This is a genomic window from Mammaliicoccus sp. P-M58 (genome assembly GCF_022386165.1).
GTDB lineage: Bacteria > Bacillota > Bacilli > Staphylococcales > Staphylococcaceae > Mammaliicoccus > Mammaliicoccus sciuri.
Window position 1 is genome coordinate 233,857 of the sequence record NZ_JAJNJI010000004.1, and the last position, 22,552, is coordinate 256,408.

The 22,552-nt window shown below is 34.4% G+C and carries 31 protein-coding genes; all 31 read right to left on the reverse strand.

The window, feature by feature from the left end; translation table 11 throughout:
* Window positions 1-30: 30 nt before the first annotated feature.
* The gene (locus LQ694_RS06320; protein ID WP_239771863.1) at window positions 31-426 is read right to left on the reverse strand and encodes a hypothetical protein; all 396 of its coding nucleotides are present in this window, start codon (window positions 424-426) and stop codon (window positions 31-33) included.
* The gene (locus LQ694_RS06325) at window positions 410-826 is read right to left on the reverse strand and encodes a G protein-coupled receptor family protein (RefSeq protein ID WP_239771865.1); all 417 of its coding nucleotides are present in this window, start codon (window positions 824-826) and stop codon (window positions 410-412) included. Before LQ694_RS06325 ends, LQ694_RS06320 begins: the two co-directional genes overlap by 17 nt.
* A 47-nt stretch (window positions 827-873) precedes the next feature.
* A complete protein-coding gene (locus tag LQ694_RS06330) occupies window positions 874-1,023 on the reverse strand; it encodes an XkdX family protein (protein ID WP_135020876.1) in 150 nt (49 codons plus the stop codon).
* The gene (locus LQ694_RS06335) at window positions 1,023-1,400 is read right to left on the reverse strand and encodes a hypothetical protein (RefSeq protein WP_239771867.1); all 378 of its coding nucleotides are present in this window, start codon (window positions 1,398-1,400) and stop codon (window positions 1,023-1,025) included. Before LQ694_RS06335 ends, LQ694_RS06330 begins: the two co-directional genes overlap by 1 nt.
* Window positions 1,401-1,414: 14 nt before the next feature.
* Window positions 1,415-2,896 carry a BppU family phage baseplate upper protein gene (locus tag LQ694_RS06340; protein ID WP_239771869.1) on the reverse strand — a complete coding sequence of 494 codons (1,482 nt, stop codon included), beginning with the start codon at window positions 2,894-2,896 and terminating at the stop codon, window positions 1,415-1,417.
* Window positions 2,889-5,585: a peptidase G2 autoproteolytic cleavage domain-containing protein gene (locus tag LQ694_RS06345; protein WP_239771871.1), complete on the reverse strand. Its 2,697-nt coding sequence runs from the start codon at window positions 5,583-5,585 to the stop codon at window positions 2,889-2,891. Before LQ694_RS06345 ends, LQ694_RS06340 begins: the two co-directional genes overlap by 8 nt.
* Before the next feature lie 14 nt (window positions 5,586-5,599).
* Window positions 5,600-7,459, reverse strand: a complete 1,860-nt coding sequence (locus tag LQ694_RS06350) for a tail tube TT1 domain-containing protein (RefSeq protein ID WP_345772305.1) — start codon at window positions 7,457-7,459, stop codon at window positions 5,600-5,602.
* An 8-nt stretch (window positions 7,460-7,467) separates the two neighbouring features.
* Entirely contained in the window at window positions 7,468-8,379 is a 912-nt protein-coding gene (locus tag LQ694_RS06355; RefSeq protein ID WP_239771875.1) for a phage tail family protein, read from the reverse strand.
* An 11-nt stretch (window positions 8,380-8,390) separates the two neighbouring features.
* Window positions 8,391-11,363, reverse strand: coding sequence for a phage tail protein (locus LQ694_RS06360; RefSeq protein ID WP_239771877.1), 2,973 nt, complete (start codon window positions 11,361-11,363; stop codon window positions 8,391-8,393).
* 3 nt (window positions 11,364-11,366) lie between these two features.
* Window positions 11,367-11,657, reverse strand: a complete 291-nt coding sequence (locus tag LQ694_RS06365; RefSeq protein ID WP_239771879.1) for a hypothetical protein — start codon at window positions 11,655-11,657, stop codon at window positions 11,367-11,369.
* A 68-nt stretch (window positions 11,658-11,725) separates the two neighbouring features.
* The gene (locus tag LQ694_RS06370; protein ID WP_239771883.1) at window positions 11,726-12,211 is read right to left on the reverse strand and encodes a tail assembly chaperone; all 486 of its coding nucleotides are present in this window, start codon (window positions 12,209-12,211) and stop codon (window positions 11,726-11,728) included.
* Window positions 12,212-12,269: 58 nt separating this feature from the next.
* Window positions 12,270-12,797, reverse strand: a complete 528-nt coding sequence (locus LQ694_RS06375) for a phage tail protein (RefSeq protein WP_239771887.1) — start codon at window positions 12,795-12,797, stop codon at window positions 12,270-12,272.
* A gap of 3 nt (window positions 12,798-12,800) precedes the next feature.
* Window positions 12,801-13,226 (reverse strand): DUF3168 domain-containing protein, encoded by a 426-nt coding sequence (locus LQ694_RS06380; RefSeq protein ID WP_239771889.1) that lies wholly within the window; start codon window positions 13,224-13,226, stop codon window positions 12,801-12,803.
* Window positions 13,227-13,235: 9 nt separating this feature from the next.
* Entirely contained in the window at window positions 13,236-13,649 is a 414-nt protein-coding gene (locus tag LQ694_RS06385) for an HK97-gp10 family putative phage morphogenesis protein (RefSeq protein ID WP_239771892.1), read from the reverse strand.
* Entirely contained in the window at window positions 13,642-13,974 is a 333-nt protein-coding gene (locus tag LQ694_RS06390; RefSeq protein WP_239771895.1) for a phage head-tail adapter protein, read from the reverse strand. Before LQ694_RS06390 ends, LQ694_RS06385 begins: the two co-directional genes overlap by 8 nt.
* The gene (locus LQ694_RS15590; RefSeq protein ID WP_239771898.1) at window positions 13,967-14,266 is read right to left on the reverse strand and encodes a Rho termination factor N-terminal domain-containing protein; all 300 of its coding nucleotides are present in this window, start codon (window positions 14,264-14,266) and stop codon (window positions 13,967-13,969) included. Before LQ694_RS15590 ends, LQ694_RS06390 begins: the two co-directional genes overlap by 8 nt.
* 13 nt (window positions 14,267-14,279) lie before the next feature.
* Complete coding sequence (locus LQ694_RS06400) at window positions 14,280-14,630, reverse strand: head-tail connector protein (protein WP_204200760.1); 351 nt, start codon at window positions 14,628-14,630, stop codon at window positions 14,280-14,282.
* Between the two features lie 5 nt (window positions 14,631-14,635).
* On the reverse strand, window positions 14,636-14,779 hold the full coding sequence (locus tag LQ694_RS06405) for a hypothetical protein (protein ID WP_191835796.1): 144 nt from the start codon (window positions 14,777-14,779) through the stop codon (window positions 14,636-14,638).
* 12 nt (window positions 14,780-14,791) lie between these two features.
* Window positions 14,792-15,718, reverse strand: coding sequence for a phage major capsid protein (locus LQ694_RS06410; RefSeq protein ID WP_204172959.1), 927 nt, complete (start codon window positions 15,716-15,718; stop codon window positions 14,792-14,794).
* 21 nt (window positions 15,719-15,739) lie between these two features.
* On the reverse strand, window positions 15,740-16,324 hold the full coding sequence (locus LQ694_RS06415; RefSeq protein WP_204172960.1) for a DUF4355 domain-containing protein: 585 nt from the start codon (window positions 16,322-16,324) through the stop codon (window positions 15,740-15,742).
* Window positions 16,325-16,484: 160 nt separating this feature from the next.
* The gene (locus LQ694_RS06420) at window positions 16,485-16,679 is read right to left on the reverse strand and encodes a hypothetical protein (RefSeq protein ID WP_239771901.1); all 195 of its coding nucleotides are present in this window, start codon (window positions 16,677-16,679) and stop codon (window positions 16,485-16,487) included.
* A 1-nt stretch (window position 16,680) separates the two neighbouring features.
* Window positions 16,681-17,628, reverse strand: a complete 948-nt coding sequence (locus LQ694_RS06425; protein WP_239771903.1) for a phage head morphogenesis protein — start codon at window positions 17,626-17,628, stop codon at window positions 16,681-16,683.
* Window positions 17,597-18,991 carry a phage portal protein gene (locus LQ694_RS06430; protein ID WP_239771905.1) on the reverse strand — a complete coding sequence of 465 codons (1,395 nt, stop codon included), beginning with the start codon at window positions 18,989-18,991 and terminating at the stop codon, window positions 17,597-17,599. Before LQ694_RS06430 ends, LQ694_RS06425 begins: the two co-directional genes overlap by 32 nt.
* Window positions 18,992-18,993: 2 nt before the next feature.
* Entirely contained in the window at window positions 18,994-20,217 is a 1,224-nt protein-coding gene (locus tag LQ694_RS06435; RefSeq protein ID WP_239771907.1) for a PBSX family phage terminase large subunit, read from the reverse strand.
* Window positions 20,210-20,716: a terminase small subunit gene (locus tag LQ694_RS06440; protein WP_239771909.1), complete on the reverse strand. Its 507-nt coding sequence runs from the start codon at window positions 20,714-20,716 to the stop codon at window positions 20,210-20,212. The genes LQ694_RS06435 and LQ694_RS06440 overlap by 8 nt, the downstream gene beginning before the upstream one ends.
* A gap of 72 nt (window positions 20,717-20,788) precedes the next feature.
* Entirely contained in the window at window positions 20,789-20,974 is a 186-nt protein-coding gene (locus tag LQ694_RS06445) for a hypothetical protein (RefSeq protein WP_239771911.1), read from the reverse strand.
* Window positions 20,975-21,173: 199 nt separating this feature from the next.
* A complete protein-coding gene (locus LQ694_RS06450) occupies window positions 21,174-21,575 on the reverse strand; it encodes a hypothetical protein (RefSeq protein WP_239771913.1) in 402 nt (133 codons plus the stop codon).
* Window positions 21,576-21,595: 20 nt separating this feature from the next.
* Window positions 21,596-21,883 (reverse strand): hypothetical protein, encoded by a 288-nt coding sequence (locus LQ694_RS06455; protein WP_239771915.1) that lies wholly within the window; start codon window positions 21,881-21,883, stop codon window positions 21,596-21,598.
* Window positions 21,884-21,939: 56 nt separating this feature from the next.
* Complete coding sequence (locus LQ694_RS06460; protein ID WP_239771917.1) at window positions 21,940-22,137, reverse strand: hypothetical protein; 198 nt, start codon at window positions 22,135-22,137, stop codon at window positions 21,940-21,942.
* 14 nt (window positions 22,138-22,151) lie between these two features.
* Entirely contained in the window at window positions 22,152-22,319 is a 168-nt protein-coding gene (locus LQ694_RS06465; protein ID WP_239771919.1) for a hypothetical protein, read from the reverse strand.
* The coding region (locus LQ694_RS06470; RefSeq protein WP_239771920.1) for a hypothetical protein at window positions 22,320-22,552 on the reverse strand (233 nt) is incomplete at its 5' end. It lies immediately after the preceding gene.

Below are 22,552 nucleotides of genomic sequence, written 5' to 3' on the forward strand. Positions count from 1 at the left end.
CACTTGAAGGTAGAGCCATTTAATCACTCCTTAGAAAAATATTTGCGCAAACCCTAAAGCACCAACTATAACAGTGCCTAACGCACCGATAATTGCTACCCACAATTGCACATTTCCTTTCTTACGTTCTGACACTGAATGTTCAATCTCGTCTACACGGTCTTTAATAGTTTTTACATCATACTCAACATCTTTTGCACGATCATTATATCCATCCATTTTTTCATCAATAGATTCTAAAATGTTATTTGTCTTCTTACTTGTTTCAGTTAAGGCTTGCGTACTAATTGATAAGGTATTTATAGTGAGTTTCAAATCACTATGTAGTTGCATGTGTTTACTGTCAACATCTTTAATGCGACCCGTTAGCTTGCTTATATCAGCTATATGGTCAGCTTTTAATACATATCTATTTTCGTCTGGCATAAATCTCTGCACCTCCGAAAAACGCTACAACGCCACAAATAGCACTTAGTGTCGCAAATTGCATAGGTGTTAGCCAATTAATAGCGTTAAATAAGCTCGCACTGGTCATGAGTAGATACATAAACGAACACATAGTGCCACCTATCAGTAAAGTCCAATGAAAAAGTTGATTCCGTTTAGGTATCAACCAACTTGAATAGATCAAAAATAAACTCGAAATAGCCATCAATATCCCCCAAACCCAGATAGGCATAACTTGATGTAAAGCTTTGTAAAAATCAGAATCATTTAATACAGTTTCTTGTCGAATTGCAAAAAATAAACCACGCCATAAGCTAAATACACCTAAACCAAACAATAAGGTGCTTGAAATCATTTCTGGTAAAGACAACTTATTCATACAACACCCACTTTCTGTAATTTATTTATATAAAAAAGACACTGAAATTAATCAGTGCCTTGTGTATAAGGTTTGCCTGTCATACGTTCATATTCTTCTGGTGTTAATACACCCCATGAAGTAAAGTCTGCTATATCCTCATCTGTATAACAAAATGCTTTGTAAAAATATTCTATATCTTTATAAGTTGGCCACATTATTCAACACTCCCATTTTTAAGTTTAGTAAGTTCTAATACAACATTTGCTAATTGTTCTTTTAATTCTTTAATATCGTTCGTCTGTGTCATATTCACTTGCGATATCTTAGACATATTTAAATTAGACATCACAAGTTGTTTTTGTAAATTTGAAACCATTAATTTTAATTCGTTTGGAGTTGGATCATTAATGTTATTGAATTCCCATTCTTCTTTGCCTGTCCCTATCCATTCATTACCATCGTAATAGAATGGTTGGTATATCCCTTCAGGTGGTGGAACTTCCGTCCACTCATCATTAGGGTATACATATTCACCTTCTTCATTAACTTCTGCTATGAAAGGTGTTCCATCTAATAAATAAACTATTTTCATTTATTTTTCCTCCTTTAATCGTGCCAAGTACATTCACCGTATGCATAACCTGTTTCATTCCATTTGCTAGTATCATAGGGAACATAAAAATTAACTTGTCCATTAGGTCTTATAACTACATATCCGCCTGCCGATGAATTTGGAACTCGTACAGGAAAGGCTTGAGTATTTTTAGCAAAGTTAGATGGAAGTTGAGCGATAACTTGATTAGGTGTTAAATTAGTGCCGTTGATTCTTAGTTTTTTAATAACTTCAGTACCATTTGTGATAGTTCTATATGCACAATCAAAACCTCTATCATCGACACCTTTATAAGCTGTATTGCTCAAAGCACCATTGATTAATTGGAATGGAATCCAACCAGTGTCGGATTGGGGGATATTTATTAATTTCCATTCTGACCACGTGTTATAAAAATATTTGGTGAATATTTGACTAGAATTATAAGGTCTAAATGTCATATGTTTCACAGTTTTAGGGCTTTGTTCTCTAACCTCTGTAAAGCCTGCTGTTGAAGTAGCGCCTATTCCACTAATAGGGGTATTAGTTGTGTAATAGTTTCCTATATTCAAATTATGATATAATTCTAAATCATTATTAATGTTAATCATCGGATAAGTGCCATCGTCATTAGTTAGTTTATACTTCTGCCACTGCAACTCATTCAATTTATTATCTAAATCTGTAGGTTGAACAAAACTATTTTCTTCAATATGTGTATTGAACTCTAATATTTTGCCATCAACATGTTCTATAGCACCAGTAGAAGTTGTAGATACCTTATTTATGCTTTCATCTACTTTACTATTCATAGTTGAAATAGCGCTATCTTTAGCAGTATTGACGTCCGTTACAGCTTGATTAGAAGCATTTTTTATTTCTGAATTAGCTTGTGTTTTAATATCTCCTACATTTTTTTCAGCGTTAGTAACTGATGTTTTAATTTGAGATATACCATTCGCTACAGTTGACTCAACGTTAACGATTAGTTCATCTAAATTATCAAATCTCGTTTCAAAATCATGTACTCTATCTTCTAACGCTTGTTTCATGTCATCAAACATTCTAAAATATTGTACTTTGATTTCACCTTTAATTTGGTTTGGAATTGTATCAGCTACTTTAAAACTAAATTCTCCTAAAGTTGCTATATCTGTGTTCTCATTAACTGCTAAGATGATCTGTCCGCTTACTGTCGTATTAGTTGCACCTACTAAAAACCAGTTAGGTATCGTTACACCGACAACACCATTCAATCCATCTATAATTTCTAAGTTTAATTGGCCAGACATAGAGCCATTAGTTGATTTTAACCATAGATAACCTGTTACGTTCACTGGACCCATTTGCATAGGAAATCCATCTCTAGTTATAACAAATTGTAATTTTGCTGTACCATTATCCAAATTATAAAAGCCAATATCTACATTAGATATCGGCTTCACATAAGGTTTATTTTCTAAATTTATTTTTGCAATTTTATCAATATTAGACATTTTTATTACCACCTTTTGTAATAGGGTGTATGAAACAAACAGCTACGCCATAACCTTTTTTAGGGTCATAAGGCGTTGTGATTTCTTGAACTCTGTAATAACCATTTACGTTATCTCTGTAACCAATACCAGCATCAGCTTTGATGTAATCGTTAGCTTGAAGATCGCCACGATAACGAACAAATACTTGTCCGATTAAACCTACCACATTCCACTCTGGACGTTGTGAACGTGGTATATAGTCATCTTCTGATTCAACATAATCTGGATTAGAAATAGGTACTTCAACTTCTTCTGAATACCAATTGCCTTCATCATCTTGCCATTCTTTTAGTTCTAATTCAGTAAGTGTTGCGCCAAATTCATCTTTTAAGAACTTATCTTTGTGATGAAACATTTGGTCACCTAAAATAACCCCAGCAGTAGCGCTTATAACACCCAGTGGAATATCTCCTAATTGCGCTTTTCTTACATAACGTCCATCTAAAGCTACAATCGTACCATTGGGTATTGGTTGTCCACTTTGTGATTCGAAGTACTCGGCATAGTCACCGAAGTTTTGACCAGATTGTATTGAACCTTTAGCTTTAATATTACCGCCAACTGAGTTCATCTCTATTGTGGTATTTTCGTATTTAGCGCGACCTTGACCATAACCTAATAAGAATTGGTAATTACCATTTGATTTAACACCTCGGCTATTTACAATTGTTTGACAATAATTACCTTGTAAGGTTTCTGATTCTAGAGAATTCATTACTGAACTTCTAGAACCTCTAGCTTGAGTATTAGCACCTACGCCAGCTATCCAACTTCTATCGCTATGTGCATATGAACCGCCTGTACTCGCTAATGCCGCCGAACGTGGCGCAATAGCTGCACCACCAGTCACACCACCACTGAATCCACCTTTTGAGGCGGTAGGGACAACATTATACTTTTTACCCGCTATTTGCGCAATTGTATCATATCTGGTTGCAGATACACCATGAATACTTGCAGTGTTATTCGTAAGTCTAACGCCGATACCTGAACCGTTACCTAAAATATTTCCGTTACTTAATTTAAGCCTATTAACAGCACCACCTGATGCAACTCCCATGGAATTAGAAGAGTTATAGATATTGAAGTTTGATAGTACATAATTCTCTCCTCTATTCGTTCCACCAAAGAAACGTATATCTGCACCAGCATCTTTAAACCCAGTCACATTTATACCATTAAGAACAACGTTTTGAGCCATAAATTGTACAGCAATTGCTGGCATATTCATGTCTTTAGTTCCATCTGCTTTTTTAGCAAAATCACTATCACCAATAGCAGTGAAATTTGATACTAAAACATTTGTGTATGCGCTGATTACCATTGCTCTTGCTGTTGTATTAGGGTATACACCGTTATATCTAGGGTTAAGTGACATACAGTTACTTAATGATACACTAAAAGCTGTTTTAGTTTTGGTATCAGTCGCTCTATGATGTCCGATATGTCTAATGTTATAAGCACGAGTAGAACCGATGTCTAAATGGTTATTAACAACAATACCATTAGATGCGCTTGCTGGTTCATGCGCTTTTATTTCTAATCCACCAAAACAATGTTCAGTCCTATTATCTGATAAGAAAACAAATTGCGAGCCGTCATCGACTTCTATGCCGTTTCTGTTTCCACCAGGTGTAGGATGATGTGAATAATTGTTTGTAATTAGCAAGTATCTACTATGGTGGGTAGTAATACCATCGTCACCATGGCCAGTTGTTTCACAATTATCAATATGGATATGTTTGCTTTCTAGTGATTCAGAAACTCTTGAACCATCACCACCATAATAATAAGCATCATTTGCATAAGTGACATCTATGCCATGTAATAAAGTATCTATAGTTTTGACATTATAACAATAACCGTGTTTAACACCAGCAAATCTTATTCCACTTGATAATGAACCACCAGCAGGACCAAGGCTTTTATTTTGTCTCCATTTATTACCGTCTAGTGTAAAACTTTCAACTGATATATTTTTAGCGTTTCCGCTCATGTTTGCATTCGTTACACCAATTACATCATTTTTAGCATCATCAGCTATACGTATTGTAGTTATATCTTTACCTTGACCGATTAAACGAGTGTTATTCGGTAATTTAAGTCCATAAATTTTGTAAGTACCTGCTGACATAGTTACTTGTACATTACCATCTCCAAACGCTTTGTGGAAAGCGCTTGTGCTATCTTTAACACCAGTTGGATCTGCACCGAATTCATCAACGTTAACAACACGATTGATTTTGTCTTTTAATTCTTCGTAACCTTTTTCACGGTTATTCTTTTCTCTTAAAAAGTCATGATATAACCTAGCATCTAACGTATTATGTTGGATGGCATCCATAGATACACGACTACCTCTTACTTCTTGTTGACCATTACCTAAATTACCTAAAATTAAATGTTCGTTCTGTTCGTGTAGATAATTCAACTCACTTTGAACATCCGTTTTCTGATTATGTCTTGTAATATGTTTTATCTGGTTAGATAAATGAGCATCTTTTTCTGTACTTTTGTGTAATTCTTTCTCAACTTCATTAGCATTTATATATTGTTCGATTACATGATAATTATCCTCATGTTGTGATACGTGATATCTATCAAACACATCAGATAACTTTTTCTGTAAATCTACTTTTTTAGCCATATTAAGCCTCCTTATTATTCAATCCAAGTATGCTGACCATAAATCCAATACCTATCAGTGGTTAATGTTTTATCGTTCGAACCACCATGTACCATCATCTTCCCATCTTTAGTTATTTCGATACGGTAAGAACTCATATTCCCATTACCGAAAGCAGGAAATACTTGAGTTTTAGTTAAAAAACCAGAAGGTAATTGAGCGACTTGTTCTCCTAATTTAAAATTTCTTAGATTATATGTGATGGTTTTATATCTAACTACTGGTGTTAATCCAGTAACGCCAATCCTCACTTCTTTTAATTCACACTTTAGACCGTCACTACTAGCATACATAGTATTAGCTTGTACGCCACTAGCAACACTATTGGCGTAAGAAAGCCAGTCAGTAACACCAACAAAACCTTTAAAAGCATCTTCTAAATTAGTCTGTTTTTCATTGATAACTGGTACCTTGTTGATATTGTCCACTTGTTCAGTAGTTAATTGTTTAGCAACTTCTAACTGATTCAACTTCTTCTTATCATCTTTTAACATTAATCCATTTTGACTTTCAGAAACTTTCGGTAAAGCATCTTCATTAATTCCGTTGCTATCAATTATCGTTTGCTTAGTTTCTCCACCATCATTACTTTTTTGAATAGATCCGTCAGAATTAAAATAAACGCGATTAGTATCGTCTCCTGCACTGATACCTTCCGCGTTTGCATTTAATGAATTTGCCATATCTATAATATCTCTAGTTGAGTAATTTAAAGCATCTACTTTACTTGTTACGTTAGTAATAGTTTTTGCTAATCCACCACCAAGACCACCTAAACCACCAGAACTTTCAATTTGATTGATAGCTTTCGATGCCTTATTTGCTGACTTACGATACCTATCACGCCTTCTAAACTCTCCTAGTACAACATCTTGCTTAATGATTTCGTTATTTACATCTCTAGTAGTGGTAACTTCAATAATTCTTACACTATCGAATACGTCAGTTACGTCATCCCTTATTGGGACTACATCACCTACTTTAGGTATTGCACTAGGAAAATCTTCTCTTAGTGCTATAAAGTCTAAAGACAACGACACTTTGATTGAATTATCAATTACTTCTTCTAATCTAGCTTTCATCGTATTCTCTTTAGTTATTCTTCCATCTATTACAGGTGGTGCTTCACGCATGCCTATTACATCAGCTAGAGGATGAACATATTTTACTTGTAAGAAAGCATCTTGATATTTAGAGTTTTCTTCAAAATCTCCAAATCCTTGTATCCATGTATAACCTTCTGAAGCATCTTCTTCTATTTTTAAGTTATTAGCATTTATTTTAGTGCTAATGTAGTATTTAACTTCATTTTGTACTGAAGGTCTAAGGGCATAAGTTTTAGTTTTAGGATTATATTCATATTCGAGACCGTAACGTTTCAAACCATCTTGAAACATTTCAAATCTTGAATCTCCTTCGCCCAAGTTTTCCCACCTAGAACTACCTACGCTTTGAGAAATAGTAAATTTGTAACCAGTATCTTCGAAAACTATTTCAAAGTATCTACTAGCTGATAATGAACCAGTATAACTATCATGTATACGTTTAGCCATTAAGTCATCTAAGTGTTTCTCTCTGGCTACTACACTGACTCTTTGTCTTGTACCTATCGAGTCACGATCAATAAGAATAATTTTATATTCTTCTAAATCATTTATTCCGTCAACATTCCTTATTGTCCAAAATTTTGATATTGATTTTATAACATCATAATTTGATTCGTTCTCTATTATTTCAAATGTGAGTTGCCCCTCATCATTTAACTTTTTAGAAGTAACTGTGTTAACTTGAAGAGGATATGCTTTGCCTATTTTGTTAAATAATTTTATAGTCATTTATGCACCTACTTATAGTAAAACTTCATATCAAAAACAACTTTTCTGACGTTTTGATTAAACTTGAATGTATTCCAACCTTCTTTAAAAGTAGGGTTAGTCATTCTGGTTTCATTAATGGGCACACCATTTTTAAAAGTTTGGATACCATCATATTTTATCGTGTCACCAGGCTTTAATTCTAAATCCTCTATTATCATCAATTCTGAATCTTCGAGATACCATATAAATTTCTTTGTAGGTTCTCCGATAATAATTGTCACATTATAATCAAAGTTAAATTGGCTGATATCTACATCACCGTGATAATAAACAGAATCTTTATAAACATTTTCAAATGTATAGAAACGTTTTCTATCTTCTTTGACCCAATCAATCTCCATATCAGATGACCAGAAACGTCTATTAACACCAGTTTGTAAATCTAAACTTCTTCCAATACTTTCGAAGTAAGGTAAACCAACCGTCTCGAATTCTAACTCTATTTCTCCTGATAGTTGAGAAGTATCAAAATCAAATTCATTAATGAGTACTAATTTAATTTGTTTTCCACTCACATAATCTAAATTGAAATTTTGTGATTTACTTCCAAAACTTTCAAACTTAATTTCAGGGTTAACTGCTTTTAATTCTCTGTAGTAACATTGACCACTAAATAATTTAGCGATGTTATTTTTCAAATGCACTGCATGTGATAATTTATCTACGCTATACCATAAAACAATCTTTGCACTTCTCTTTTTATTTGTATAAGCATTAAGAAATCGACCATGTAAACGGTCGACTTCCTCGTAACTATAATTATGGTCAATGCCAGCTACATTAAACGATATTACCTTGATATCTTTGTTGGTAAATTCATTGTTACTAACACGATACGCCTTGCCATTTTTAATTATTTCTAAATCATTAACTAACAATTCATCACCTTCTAACTGTAATATTCTTTCGCTGACATATCTTCAATTGTAGATTTAATCAACTCGATATCTCCTTCATTGCGTACAGTAACGTTAACGATTGGTTTACTATTTTCTGCAATGCTATGTCTTACATCTGAATCAATATAACCGTCAATGTTACCGACAGCTGATGAAATACCATCACGCATAAGGCTACTATCTACACTAGGCACTAATTGTGGATTAAATGCGTTAGTAATTGAGTTAGCTAATCGTTCGGTACTAGCAATCGCTGAACCACCATGTTTGTCTATACCTTTGACCATACCCATTACAGTCCACATACCGATTTCTGCGAACACTTTAGATGGAGAGTTAATTTTCAACGCTGATTTAGCTGCACTTACTGCATTTTGTACAGTTGAAACCGCTGCATCTACTAAAGCACCTGCTGCGTTTTTAACCCCTTGTACCATACCCATGATTAAATCTGTACCCGCAGAAATGAAATCTCCGACGAAACTTAGTGCTGCGTTTACCGCTTGACTTAATCCGTCTCTTACTGCACCAACGAAATTGACCATGCCGTTGATTGCTGCGTTAACGATATTGACCATACCATTAACTACACTAGATAACATGTTAGACATGCCATTGATCACTGCGCTTACTGCGTTAGCAAGATAATTAGAAATGTTACTAACAATGCTACTCCATGTAGAAATGATATTCCCAAGCACTTGTGACATGTAACTAATGATATTACTTAGTATCTGACCAAAGTAACTAATTACGCTACCAAGTATAGCTTGTAACTTACCGCTAATGAATGACCACATTTCAGACCAACTAGAAATAGTAGTACCTAGTATCGTGTTGTAGATACTGAAGAAGAATTCTGAAATAGTCGTCCATATAGATTGGATAGTTGACCATATAGTATCCATTACAGTGGATATAGTAGTTTGTAGTGTTAACCACGCACCACTAAAGTCTCCAGATAATAACTGCATAAACGCTGTGAATATACCTGTTATTAATTGAACGGCAGCCATGATAATGCCACCGATCGCTTGCCATACAACTTGTGTAACAGTCCATAGCTGATTAAATACAAGCATAAGTAGTTGAATAGCACCAACGAATGTTGCGCCTAATACTTCACTAACTACACCACCTATTTGTTGTAATAATGGCATGATAGGTTGTAATGTAGTTTGAATGCTACTCCATAACTGTTTAAACCAATTTATAACGCCAGTTATTGCTTCACTAACTTTGTCTTTGATCGTATTCCATGCGTTCACTACTGCATTTCTGAAATCTTCATTCGTCTTCCATAGATAAGTAATTACACCGATTAATGCTGTGATAACACCAATCACTATCCATACTGGCGCACTGATAGCACCTAAAGCGCCAACTATCGCCCCGAATGCAGTTCTAAGTAAAGTAAGTGGAGATGCTAACTTACCAAGCACTCCTTTGAGAACGCCCATAGCTTTACTAACAATACCTGCTTTACTTGCCCAACTTATGAATGGAATCAATAAGTCTTTGACGAATATAGCTACCTGTGCAATCGTAGGAACGACTGCGAGTAATATACCACCTAGAATAGTCATAATACCGACTAACTTTGCAACTCCTGGATGCGCTTCAAATAAGTTACTTGTAAAGCTAATGATTGCATTCACTACATCAAGTATCTTACTTGCTATTGGTGCCATTGCAGTCCCGAAATTCACAAGCAACATTGTTAAATTGCCGATTAAGTCCATGATTTTCGGTCCATTTTGTTGAACATAATCAACGAACTTCTTAAATCCTTCTGATTTGCCAACCGTTTCTGACCAATCTCTAAATTTTTGTGTCATTCCTTCTAACGCTTTAAATATATTAGTAGAATTTCCACTAAACGCTTTTAACAGGTTATTAATACCAGCAAACGTATTGCCGAATATTTTACCGATTAAAGGTAAATTCTGTTTTGTATATTCCATGAATTGCTTAATACTGTTTTGACCACTCGCACTATTAGCCCATTTACTAAAGTTAGTAGCGATACGATCTAACCAGTTAGCACTCCATTGGAATAACGGTGCTAATTGAGTAAATACATTAATTAGTCCATCTCCGAATTTACCTGCTGCACTTAACATTTTGTTAAACACAGATACGCCTGTTGTTTCCATCATATTAAAGAAAGCTTTAGCTACACTACTTGATTTAGTCCACTGTAGTAATGATTCAGATGCTTTATCCATACCTTCAGCTACACCAGCTAGAAATGGCGCTATACCTTTTAATGCTACTTTCACTGCATTCATTCCATTAGCCATAGCACTGAATACTTTCGTGTAGTTATCGCTCACGATATCTACCCAAGCATCTTTTACACCTTGCAATGCACTTTCATATCTTCGTGTTTCTTTTGTAGCTTTTAAAGTACCGTCACCAACTAGATTTATTGCTGTAAATGCCATTGCACCAAATCCAACAAAACCACCTGCTGCAATAGCTACTGCACCTGCTAAGGCTAAAGCACCACCAGTTACTACTTTTAAAGCGTTACCCACTGCCATAATGGCAGGTACTAACCCGGCAATAATTGGTATTAACCCTTGAAAACTAGCGATTAGTGTACCTTTAATTTGATTAGAAAATACTGTACCGAATGATCTAATCGATTGAGCCATAGATTGCATTGCGTTATCGAAATTGTTTTGAGCCTTCTGAGTTTGCGCCCAACCACGTTGCATAGTTAACATTGCACGTCTAAATTTACTCGTATCTGCGTCTATGTCTACTGTATGCTTCCGAAAACGTTGAGCCATAGCTTTTGCACGCATTAAGCCACGTTGGAATTTAGATGTATTAGCAGTAATATCCGTTTCAATTTCATCCGGTATTGAAGTTTTGGCTAAAGCTTGAGCTTTTTTAACATTTCGTTGGAAATTGTTTATATTAGCCATGATTTTAGCCATAAAATGCTTATCCAATATTTATCCCTCCTTACGCTTTAATTGGTCGAAGAAAGCTTTACCTTCTTGTTTCTGTACTTCTCTAATACGTTTGCGTTTTTCTAATTCAGCTTTACGTTCCGCTTTATAGGTGTCATTTTCTTGATATATAGATTTACGTGCTTTGTCAATATTACGTTGCATAACTTTCAGCTTATTACCTTTAGCTTGTGCCACTTGATTAGCTTTCGCTAAATGGATATTTAACTCTTGTTGGTCTAAAAATGACTCTTTAGCACCATTTATCCATGCAGTCCACTCTTTAGGTGTCATACTGAATAATTCACGTTCAGGTACATAACCTAGATATCTAGCAGTCTGTATCCTTATATCATCAAGATTTAGTAAGGATTCACTCCCATAATCTCTTTGTAGTTTTCTTTCATGAACTCGATTCCGGCTTTCGTTGTCTCTTTCTCGTCCTCTTTCGCCATCTTCGGTGCTTTCTGCATCTGTGACCAGTACAGACGTGATTTCTGTTTGAAAAAACCACTTTCGTTCATAACTTGTAATGCACCTTGCAGTAAGTTAAGTGTGTCGTCTGTTTTTTCGACTTCATTCATAATTGCGACTTCAATATCGTGTCTACTAGGTTTTTCAGATACATACGCAGTTGCACATTCCCAAAAGTCTGCAATAGATTCTGTTTCACGCTCTAAAATACCACCATAAATAACATTAAAGCCTGGAGTCTTAACTTTTTTACCATTCTCGTCCGTTTCTTCTGTAGAGAATTTCTTTGCTACTTTATCGAAAAAGAACGTTGCTTTCGCTTCGTATTCTTTACCATTAATGTTTAATGTAGTGATAGGGTTAAATTCTGACATGTTATTACCTCACGTTTCGTATTTTTGATATAAAAAAATAAGGGGACTTAACCCCTTATTAAGCACCTGAACCTGATACTGCTTCACGATTTTCTAATGAACCTTTGTATGCACCCGGTTCTTCGTATTCAACAGTAGTTCCAGCTACAGATGGATCTAACCATGATTGTGGTAATGATTCAAAACCACCTTCTGCAGTATTGAATTTTACTTTTAAAGTTACTTCGATTGTATCTTCTTCATCATCAAATGAGTTACCTAATTCTTCAACTACTGCGTAACCGAAGATAGCAGGATAAACACCATTTTGTTTTTTCTTCTCTATTAACCACACACGTACTTGTTGTCGTGCTTTGATTGCTTTCTTGAATTGTTCTTGTCCTTTATCTCCAGGGATACGTCCTGTAGTGAAAGTGAATTCTTCAGCAACGCTTGTGTATTCATAATCTGTTTTACCAGCAATAACTTTTTCTGATAATTCAGCAGAAATATTGTGCTCTCCTTCTTGCAAGTCAGATACTAAGTATCCCTCAGCATCCGGAAGTTCATTATTTGCCGGTTCTACAACTGCAATATAACTCGCCATATACTACACTCCTTCTTGTAATGTTTTGTGTCTAAATCTAAATAAGAGACGTAAAACACCATGTTTTGTAAATTGGTCAATATCGATAAACACATCACTGTTATCTTTCTGAACCCAATCCAATTCATAGTCTTCTATATCTATATTTTCTCTTGCTAGAATGTTGAGATACTTTAATATGTCCCTAGTCTGATACGTTGTAGTAGCTTGACTATAGACATGCAATGTAACTGCGACTGTTTCTCTCATGCCATTCATTGAAGGTCGTTCAGTGACGTTTGTTTCTCCAACAACAATGTATGGGTAAACAGCGTCTTTCTGAACGCAATCAAAAACACGACCACCAACTAACATGTCAATGGTCGCGCTACTTTTTAAATTGTTATATATCTTTACAAATAGTTCAGGTTCAACTGATACCCATCTCATCTAATCACCTCATGAAAAATACTTATTGAATGTTTTGCGCCCAGCATCAATAGCAGGATTCCAAAAGGGTTGTGCTTCCATTCCTTTTGTAGTATGCCATTCGCCATCTGCGTCTTGATATGACCACGGTATCTTTTTAGCACGACTGCCACCAGGACCTGTAGCATATATTCCAGTGCCGTACTCAACGTAGATCGCATATTCTGCGCCTACACTAACCACACCAGTCATACCACCGTCTTTATACATAAAATCGATACTTTCTTTTAAGTAACCCATATCTACTGGCGCTAATGATACTGCAGTGTTATATATCATCTGTGTTGTTTTAGCTATACCTTCTTTAACCCAGTCTTCCATTTCTTCACGGTAATCTTCTAATGCTACAACTAAGTTATTATTACCATACTTAACTTTAGCCATATGGTGTAGCCTTTAAATGTGTTTTGTGGACTTCATTCATACCACCTTGATTTTCTAAGTCACCTACGCATTGATAAACTTTATCGTTATATCTGAAATGTGCTTTTTTAGGGTTAAATTTAGTTAGATAAGGCGTATACATGTTTATATCGACTGATTGTTCCATTTGATGAAATTTAAGTGTTTCAGACGTCGTAGGTGTATCCACAAATGCTTGTATTGGTTTTTCGCTTACAAAGCGCTCTTGTACATTTGGATACTGTCCTACTTGTTCAATGAAACCTAATTCAACTGTATGAGGGTATTCGTCGTATGGATTAAACATGATCATTACCTTCTAACACTTCGATTAACTTTGCTTTCTTCATACTAGAAAAGCCCTCAATATCACGGTTTTTAGCGAGTTTTTTAAGTTCTGATACATTCATATCAGAATAGCTTAATTGCTCGTCTACACGTTCTATTAAAGGCTTGCCTTGACGATTAGATGTGTTGGATAATTCAGTTAGTCTTTCTTCACTCACTTGCTTACCAGAACGAGGGAAAACGTCACCTACGTTATATTCATGGTTATCATCTTGTAAGTCAGTGAAGTAATTAATAACTTTGTACGTCACTGTAATCACTCCATTATCTTAAAGGTTTATAAACATGGAATTTAGCGCGTTTATACCTTTTTAATACATCAGTTATATATTCTGGAATACCGTCGTTGTATGTGTACGATACTGTCCCCATACTCCTTGACTTAATATTCCTTCTTACTTCTGGACGTTGTTGATACTCTAAGACATCAGCAACATACTTTTTGATTTTAAATGGGTATACAACTTGCCCATCTTTAACAAAATCATTATTTGTAATATCTCTAACATCTTCGAGTATCCCATCAACTTCCATTTCGAATACTTCTCTTTCATCTGGATTTATTTCTATTCCGTTTTTATTAAGAAGTAATTCTATTTCTTCATAAAGAGACATAAACATCACTCACTCTTTTTAGACGTTGTTCGTCTTGATTTAACCTCTTTATAACCAACATGGCTATAATAGGCATCGAAAGCTTTGCGTGTTACCGTTATAGTTTGGTCATCACGTTTTACTTTTATTTCTTCAGCTTGCTTATTCATGTATAACCACTCCTATCCTTCTGTAACTTCTGCAGGTTTAAGTGAAGCAAACGCTTCTGGTTTAACATTCATGTAAGCAATATGCATAGTAGCACGTAATGCAAACATGTCACGTTCGAATAATGATACTGGTTGTCCAGATGCATCTGATGCTTGTAATGTTGTTAATGTAGCATCTTCTGAAATAGCATACTCAATACCTTGTAAGATACCGTAACGTGCATAGTCCCAGTCTCCCATTAATGCTAATGATTTAGTTTTATCAAACACATCAGCACCAGTATAAGATAATGGTAAGCCCATGATTTCATTACCATTAGCATCGAATAATGGTTGTTTATTTCCGTCTAAAGCATTACGCATTTTAGCTTTAAATGAACGTGTAGTTAACACTCCGTTTGGATCTAACTCTTCATCTTCGATAGTTCCCATTAAAGCAGATAAATCAACGTATAAATCATTAGAATCATTTACCACGTTTCCTTTTTCTTCTGCACCAGCTACTAAAGGTTTACCACTTGTTGCAGTATTGTATGGAGATTCAGTACCAAAAATAACTGCTTGGTCAAACTTCTTATAAAAAGCCTCTGCAATTAAAGGTTTAACTTCGTTGAAGAAATCTTTTGCTGTCCATTTTAAGAACTCTTTAGATAATGGAATGATAACACCGATTTTCTTAGCTTCCATTTCTGCTTGAGCGTATTCTGGTTTAGAAGTTTGAATACGTTCAGTTTCTGATACCCAGTATGCTCCTACGCCTTTTGCTAAGTACGTAAAGTTTTTCTTTTGTGCTGTCATTGGTTCATTCTTTGCTAGTTTCATGACTGATGAATTAGCCATAATATCTTTCATAATTAATGAACCTTGTTCTGCAGGGATAACCCCATTTTTAAAATCTGATAATATTACATTACTTGGTGTGTAATTTGGAACTGCCATAATTTATTACCTCGCTTTTTATTATTTTCTTAAACTAATTTCTTGTGCCATTTCTTCAATAGACTTAACACTTGTTGATTCTGGTAAATCATTTTCGTTGTTACGAATATCACGACCACCATTTTTAAATTTTGATTCAACGCCGTCTTGAACATATTTATCAAATGTTTCTTTTAATGAAGATAAGTTTTGTTCTGTTTCTTCATCAGTATCACCTAAAAAGTTATCTATTAAACTAGATGGAATATTTAGTTCTTGCGCTTTACCTAATGCAAAACTTTTAATTCTTTCACGTTTTGCTTCTGCATCACGTTTCTCCAGTTCCTTCTCAAGAGCGCTTATACGCTTTTGTTCTTCCGACTGCTCTGGATTACGTTTTTGCACTTCTTTGTCAATTAAGCTTTCAAGATTCTTCTCTTTCCATGACTCTAGACCTTTAGTGTGATATCTATCTAGTTCTGGCTGAATAAAACGCTTGCCTTCATCAGTGTCTAAAAAGCCTTTAACGTCATCTACCGATACCGTTTTAAGTCCTTTTAAATACTCCTTAACTTCGTTTGAGTCTTTATTTTCATCTAAAAATGCTTTTACTTCTTCGATATTCATATTCATTGCTCCTTTTTGACCTTCATGTACACAAAGTCCATAAAGTTCATATTGAGCCTTTTAGTGACTTGCTTAGGTCAAATAGCTAACGTCTGCTATAAACGAGATATACAGATCACTTCCTTATGGATAAATGAACGCATAAAAATAACCGGCAATCTCACGACTGTCGGCTTGGGTTATACATTTTTACATATTTTTTCTCATCTAAATTCACGTTTTTCATCTTTTTTTTAGTCTCTTTAATAATATCTCGTAACACGTTAGCATCTTCTTCTGTTTCGTCATACTTCATAGCTTTTTTAAGTAATTCATTATAGATATCCAAATCTAAAATCACTGTGTTCTTTTCCACATCAATCACCCGTTTCTTTAGTTTTTAACCATTCTTCATATGTCTGAAAATCAACAACACTCGTACTACCGTCATCATTTCTAACGCGCATAACTTCGGGTACTTCGTCATCAATCAAATACATAAGTTTACATCTGCAATTGATGTTCTCTTTTGCACTAGAAACACCTACGAACGTTTTAGGAGATAACCCTACACACCCACTAGACTTGAACGTTTCTGTTAGTTTCTTTTTCTGACCGTCTAAATGTCTATGTGTATCACGAGTACGTGTATCTTTAGTAGCATTCCACATTTTAGTCATTTCAATGCCATTCTCTTTAGCTTTCATTGCACTATCTTGACCAGCTATACTCATTGCACGACCTGCTTCAGTTCTAGCAACTCGCTTTGATTGAGCGATAGACATTCCTATATCATCACGTAATGCTTTTGCTATCTTACTGTAACCTTCGCCACTCATAATGCCCTGTGTGATGTGCATACGTATCTTTTCTAGTACTTGATTACGTTGTTTCTGTAATGTAGGTACAAGCTTAATAAATTCAATAGGCTGTTCTATTGCTTTCTGTATAACTTCTGCACTAGGAACTTTAACTTGCATATCGCTTTGAATAGCCAATTCATACAAAAACAGGCTCATCATATACTTTTCGATATAAGCGTTTTGTTGTGATTGTTTAATAGTCTTAGCAACTATTTTGTAATCATCATTCATCATCTCGCTTATACGTTTCAGTTCTTTATTGAGCCTGTTGTATTTATTAAAGTTAGTCCAAGTAATATGTGGCTCACTACCTTCGTATTTCTCGAACATATCTTCTATTAATGCTTTAATCACTTTTAATCTATTAGAGAATAACTTCTCAATTTCTTTTTCGGATTGAGCAATAAGTTTGTCTATTCTTTTATCGATATCATCTTGTTTCATTATCTCCACCTGCTTCATTTGTGGAGTCTCCAAACTCATATGCATCTTTCTCTATTTCTTGTAATTCATAATGAACATCATCTACTAGTTGAGATTGACTTAACCTTGTTCTTTCAGATACTTGTCCTCGTAAGTTAACTAGTACTTGTGATTCTTCTAATTTGTTTACAGGTATGTTTCGTGTGAATTTGAAAATAATATCTAAATAGCTATCTTCATCCAAGTTATATCCTTTACGTCTAAGTGCAGACATAATAACTTTGAATTGATATCTCAACATAGAAGTCATTTTACGCTCAAACGTCATACACTTATTCTCTAGTGCCATCAACTTCAATTTCATACCAATAATAGGTACGTTTCCGTTGAATTCATCAGAATTAAAGTTGACTGATTTTGCAAAGCGCATAATGTTTTTTTCTAGACGATCTAGATGGTTTTCAATCATTGTGTCGTTAACATCTTTAGTTAGATACTTTACATCCATATCTTTATCAAATAATTCAAACGCACCACTTCTTTGAGTTTCTTGAATCATCTGTTCATCCATACCCATTCCACGTAATACTAGATAAGCTAATCTCGTTTGACTTATCTCACTAGATGCATCACTCATTGTTATGTCGTAACCATCAATTAAATGGATAACCTTTTCAGCGTCGCCAATCAATTCTTTGTTATTAGGTACTCCAAACAATGGATTGTATTCAAATAGATGTTCATATCTTCCAATTTCGTTTAACGTGTCTATACCTTCGCCTCTGAACACATAATAATATTGTTCGTCGTAAAACTCTGCGTAAACATACTCTATTTTATTGTCGTCGTCTTTTTCAAAGAAATAACGTAATGAGTATTGCGGTTCTGTGATATCTTCTCCGATAAAAACCACGTTAAATGGATCTATATTTTTAATTCTGATATTACCTTCGCGGTCGATATATGCGAGTCTTGAACCATACCCACATATCGCAGCCATTTTTCCCATTTCAGAATCTTCATCATCTACATTATTTCTAATAACAAAGTTAGAGATAAATTCCTTTAACTTATCATTTTTAGTTGAGTTTTCATCTAAATCATAAGTTACTGGTATTCCATGTAAGTATCCTACTCGGGTGTCGACTATTTCACTATCGAACGAGTTATTCAATTTGTTATTAATTGAAACATCTAATCTTCTAACGTTTCCACCAGTCTCAAAATCTTCTTTTTGCTCAATAGGTTGTCTTCTAAAGATAGGCACATAATCAATGTCAGTTTTATATCTGTTATACAAATTAATCATTCGTTCTCTATCTTCTTTATGCGACTCTATAATAGCTTCTATATGCTTAGGTAAAACGCCATTTTCTTTTATGTCATCTGCAATTTTGTACAATGTTAAGTAGCCCTCCTTAATCGTTCGGGTTTTAGATGTGTGTATATTGCATAACGCAAACTATCCATTACATCATCAAATTCTTTAATTGGTTCACCTTTAGTCGGGTGCCACACATACTTATATATTTCTTGTTTAAATCTATCCATTTGTTCATATACTACTTTTAATTTACGTTGCTTGAATAGTTTTGCTACGTTCTCTATACCAGACATAACGCTTTTGTCTGCGTTGATTGCTCTTAATCTATGCTTTCTAAACTCAGTTACATATTCTGGTCTGGCAGTATCGCAATAAAAATTAATATTACCGTATCTTTCAACAATACCTTTTGCTATCTCGACCCAGTCATCTATGAATTTAAATTGATGTGCATGTTCTTCAATTAAGTAGAAATCACCTTTTATACTCCTACCAATTACGATGATAGATCCATAATGTTCATAACCCCAGTCAACACCAGCAAAGTATTCTTTCATTGGAATATCGTTTAGTTCTTCTTCGGTTACAGTGTTTAATTCTAAATCGAAATCAGAATACACAACACCGTCACCCGATACCCACTGCCCATTGATATTACGTTCATAGAACATACCAGAAGGCGTTGATGCTTTAATCGATTCTTTATATCTTTCATTCAAGAATGTATTATCATCTAATTGAAACGAGAACTCTAATATACCTGCTTTAGGTTCTTTGTTTTCGATATAGTCTTTCAATAACCAATGTTCTGGGTGGTCTGGGTTTGTATCCACGATTATCCTCGCACCACTACCACTACATCTTGATTTAATCTCATCAAATACTTCTTCATGCGCTAGTGATGCTTCATTGATATACGCACCATAAGCAGTCATACCACGTATAGCACCAATGCCACTCACTTTACTATGTCCTGTCTGAACGACTTGAACGCCAAATAAGTTAAATGAATTGTACTTATCAAACTTAAATTCGATACCATATTTATTAGTCAACTCTATTAATACGTTCTTCTGAATCGTACCTAATGTTGCGCCAGCTAATATATATTGTGGTGTTTCAACACCTTCATCATCTGCTACCTTTCGAACTCTTATTAATTCACGTAGAAACAAGTCGTTATTCAATATTGTTTTACCTGTACGTTTAGCACCATGATTAATCAACATGAACCAATCTCTACGTTCAGTCACTTTAAGGATGTCTATTTGTTTATCTGTGTAAAGTGCTGATAAATTAGTCATTATTAATCACATCCGTTATAGCATCGTGTAATTGCTTAATCTTATCTTCTTGCGCTGTATCTCCACGATCCATTTGTTCGATTTTCTTGTTCATCATTTCGATTTCTTTTTGTATCTTCTGATTAGCTAATTCTTCATTGCCTAATGTCATACGATTCATTCCATCTAAGCTTTGTAAGAATGCATCAGCAGTCGGTTTCTTTATTCCATTTTCATCAATCTCGTTCTTCGCTATGTTCTTTAACCACTCATATTCATCAAAAGCCTTTTGGCGTGTCCATTTTGATCGTTCGGCTACTTCTTGACGCAGTTCTTCAAACCTTGCCCTAACCTTGCTATTATTTGATATCCTACTTGCTAATACATCAATATCCTTTTCACTCTTATTCTCAGTCGAATATCCTGCATCAACATATGCTTTTCGTTGGCTCTTTCCTTCTATGAGTCCTAGAACAAATTTCTCTTGTTTATCAGTTAATTTCATTTTTCTCTCATTCAATCACGCCCTTATGCTATTTGCTTTTTTTAATTTGTGTACAAAAAAACACCCACATATGTGAGCGTTGAAAATTTAAACTTGTTCGTGAATATAAGTAATTTTATCAATAAATACTCTAACATTTAAATCAGAGGTTTCGTTATCAACAGTACTTAATTTAACACTTACCTCTTTATCAATCTTATCCTCAATTTCTTCAAGAGATCCATCTTTAACTTTTACTTCAGAACCATCAACAAAACCAATTTTAACTGCCATTCCATTTCCTCTTTTCTTAAATTAGTTAAACACAATTTAATTATACAATAACCACCTAGCATTTGCTAGATGGCTCTGTATATAAATATTAGAGGGAGGAATCATGCACCAAAGAAATGGAGTCATTGACTAACCTAATTATAATTTAAATTATGACGTTCTGAAAATGCTGTCATAAATGTCATTTTCGTCATTATTGTCATTCAAATTGAGAGTTATATAAATCTTCAATAATCTTTCTTCTCCAATCAGTATAATCATTTCTATTAATATTTAATATTATCAATATGTCATTTCTCTTTTTCCCTCTTTTTAATAATTCGATAAAGAAATAAGTGTCATCATCCTCAATCTCTTCTTGCTTTTTATTTATAAACTCTATTTTTTCAATTAACTTTGCTTGTCTGGTAGTCACTTTATCTTTTAATGCTACACACGATTCAACTTTACTATTATTAACCCCTTGTGGCTTAGGCAAAGTAGCTTCTATTCCATATTGTGCTATTGAGTTACTATCCATGTCTGGTATCAATTCTTCTAATACATTACACATACTTCTATATCCATCGATCATAGACCTTATTTCTTCTTGTGTGTACATCAATCAGTCCTCCTTATTATTTAATCTACCTTAGAAAAACAATTATGAAATTCATTTTGGCCAAGCACATAATAATCTTCTTTCTCGTCTTGAATGATATAGTCATTAAATCCCAAACTCTTTTGACCTTCTTTTGTTTCTATAACTGGCTCAAATGTAAACAAATCACCTAATGATGAACTTCCCATTGAACATTCTTTACAATCAACCATTGGATATGCCTCTTTTCTAAGATAGAACCATCTTTCGCCATCAAACTTTATAGCTGTAACTTCATTAAATTTACTCTTCACTTTGAATTTTTCCATAAATTATTCACTCCATTTTATAGTTGTTTTAACCTCGATTATTGCCATTCTATACATCATAAGAAACTACCTATCATTAATCCGATTATCGCACCATTTACTAAACCTAATAATGCTGACTTTATAACTAAGCCTTTCATATACTTAATAGTGAATTCTTGCATTTCATCATCATGCTTCTTGATTATTTTTCTATAACCGTTATGCATATCTTCCATAATTTTATCCACTTGTTCTTGAGTGTATGTTTTCATTCATCATCTTCCTTTCATTTGATAGCATTCCTAAAATTCTGACCAAACCTTCGAAATAGTAATGTAACCTTTTCAATATCATTCTCTGGTACATCTTTAAACTCTAATCGTGCGATAGGATGTTCTTTAACTTCTCCTTTGTACTTGTATGTTGGTTTAATGAAAACTGGTTCTCGTTTCATTCAACATCTCCCCATTCCTGTGAACCACGGCTTGTTATCTTTGTACGCTTGTGTGTCTTCATAATCTAACGGCGCTTGGCTAGTCAGCATGATTTGATTACCACTTCTATCTTTATATACATCACCTTGCTTTAATCCTTGCAAACTATTTGGTGCCTCCACTTCATCCTGCACACTCGCATACTTATATGATCGTTTGATAAATGCGTATAGTGCTATAAGCGATATTGTTA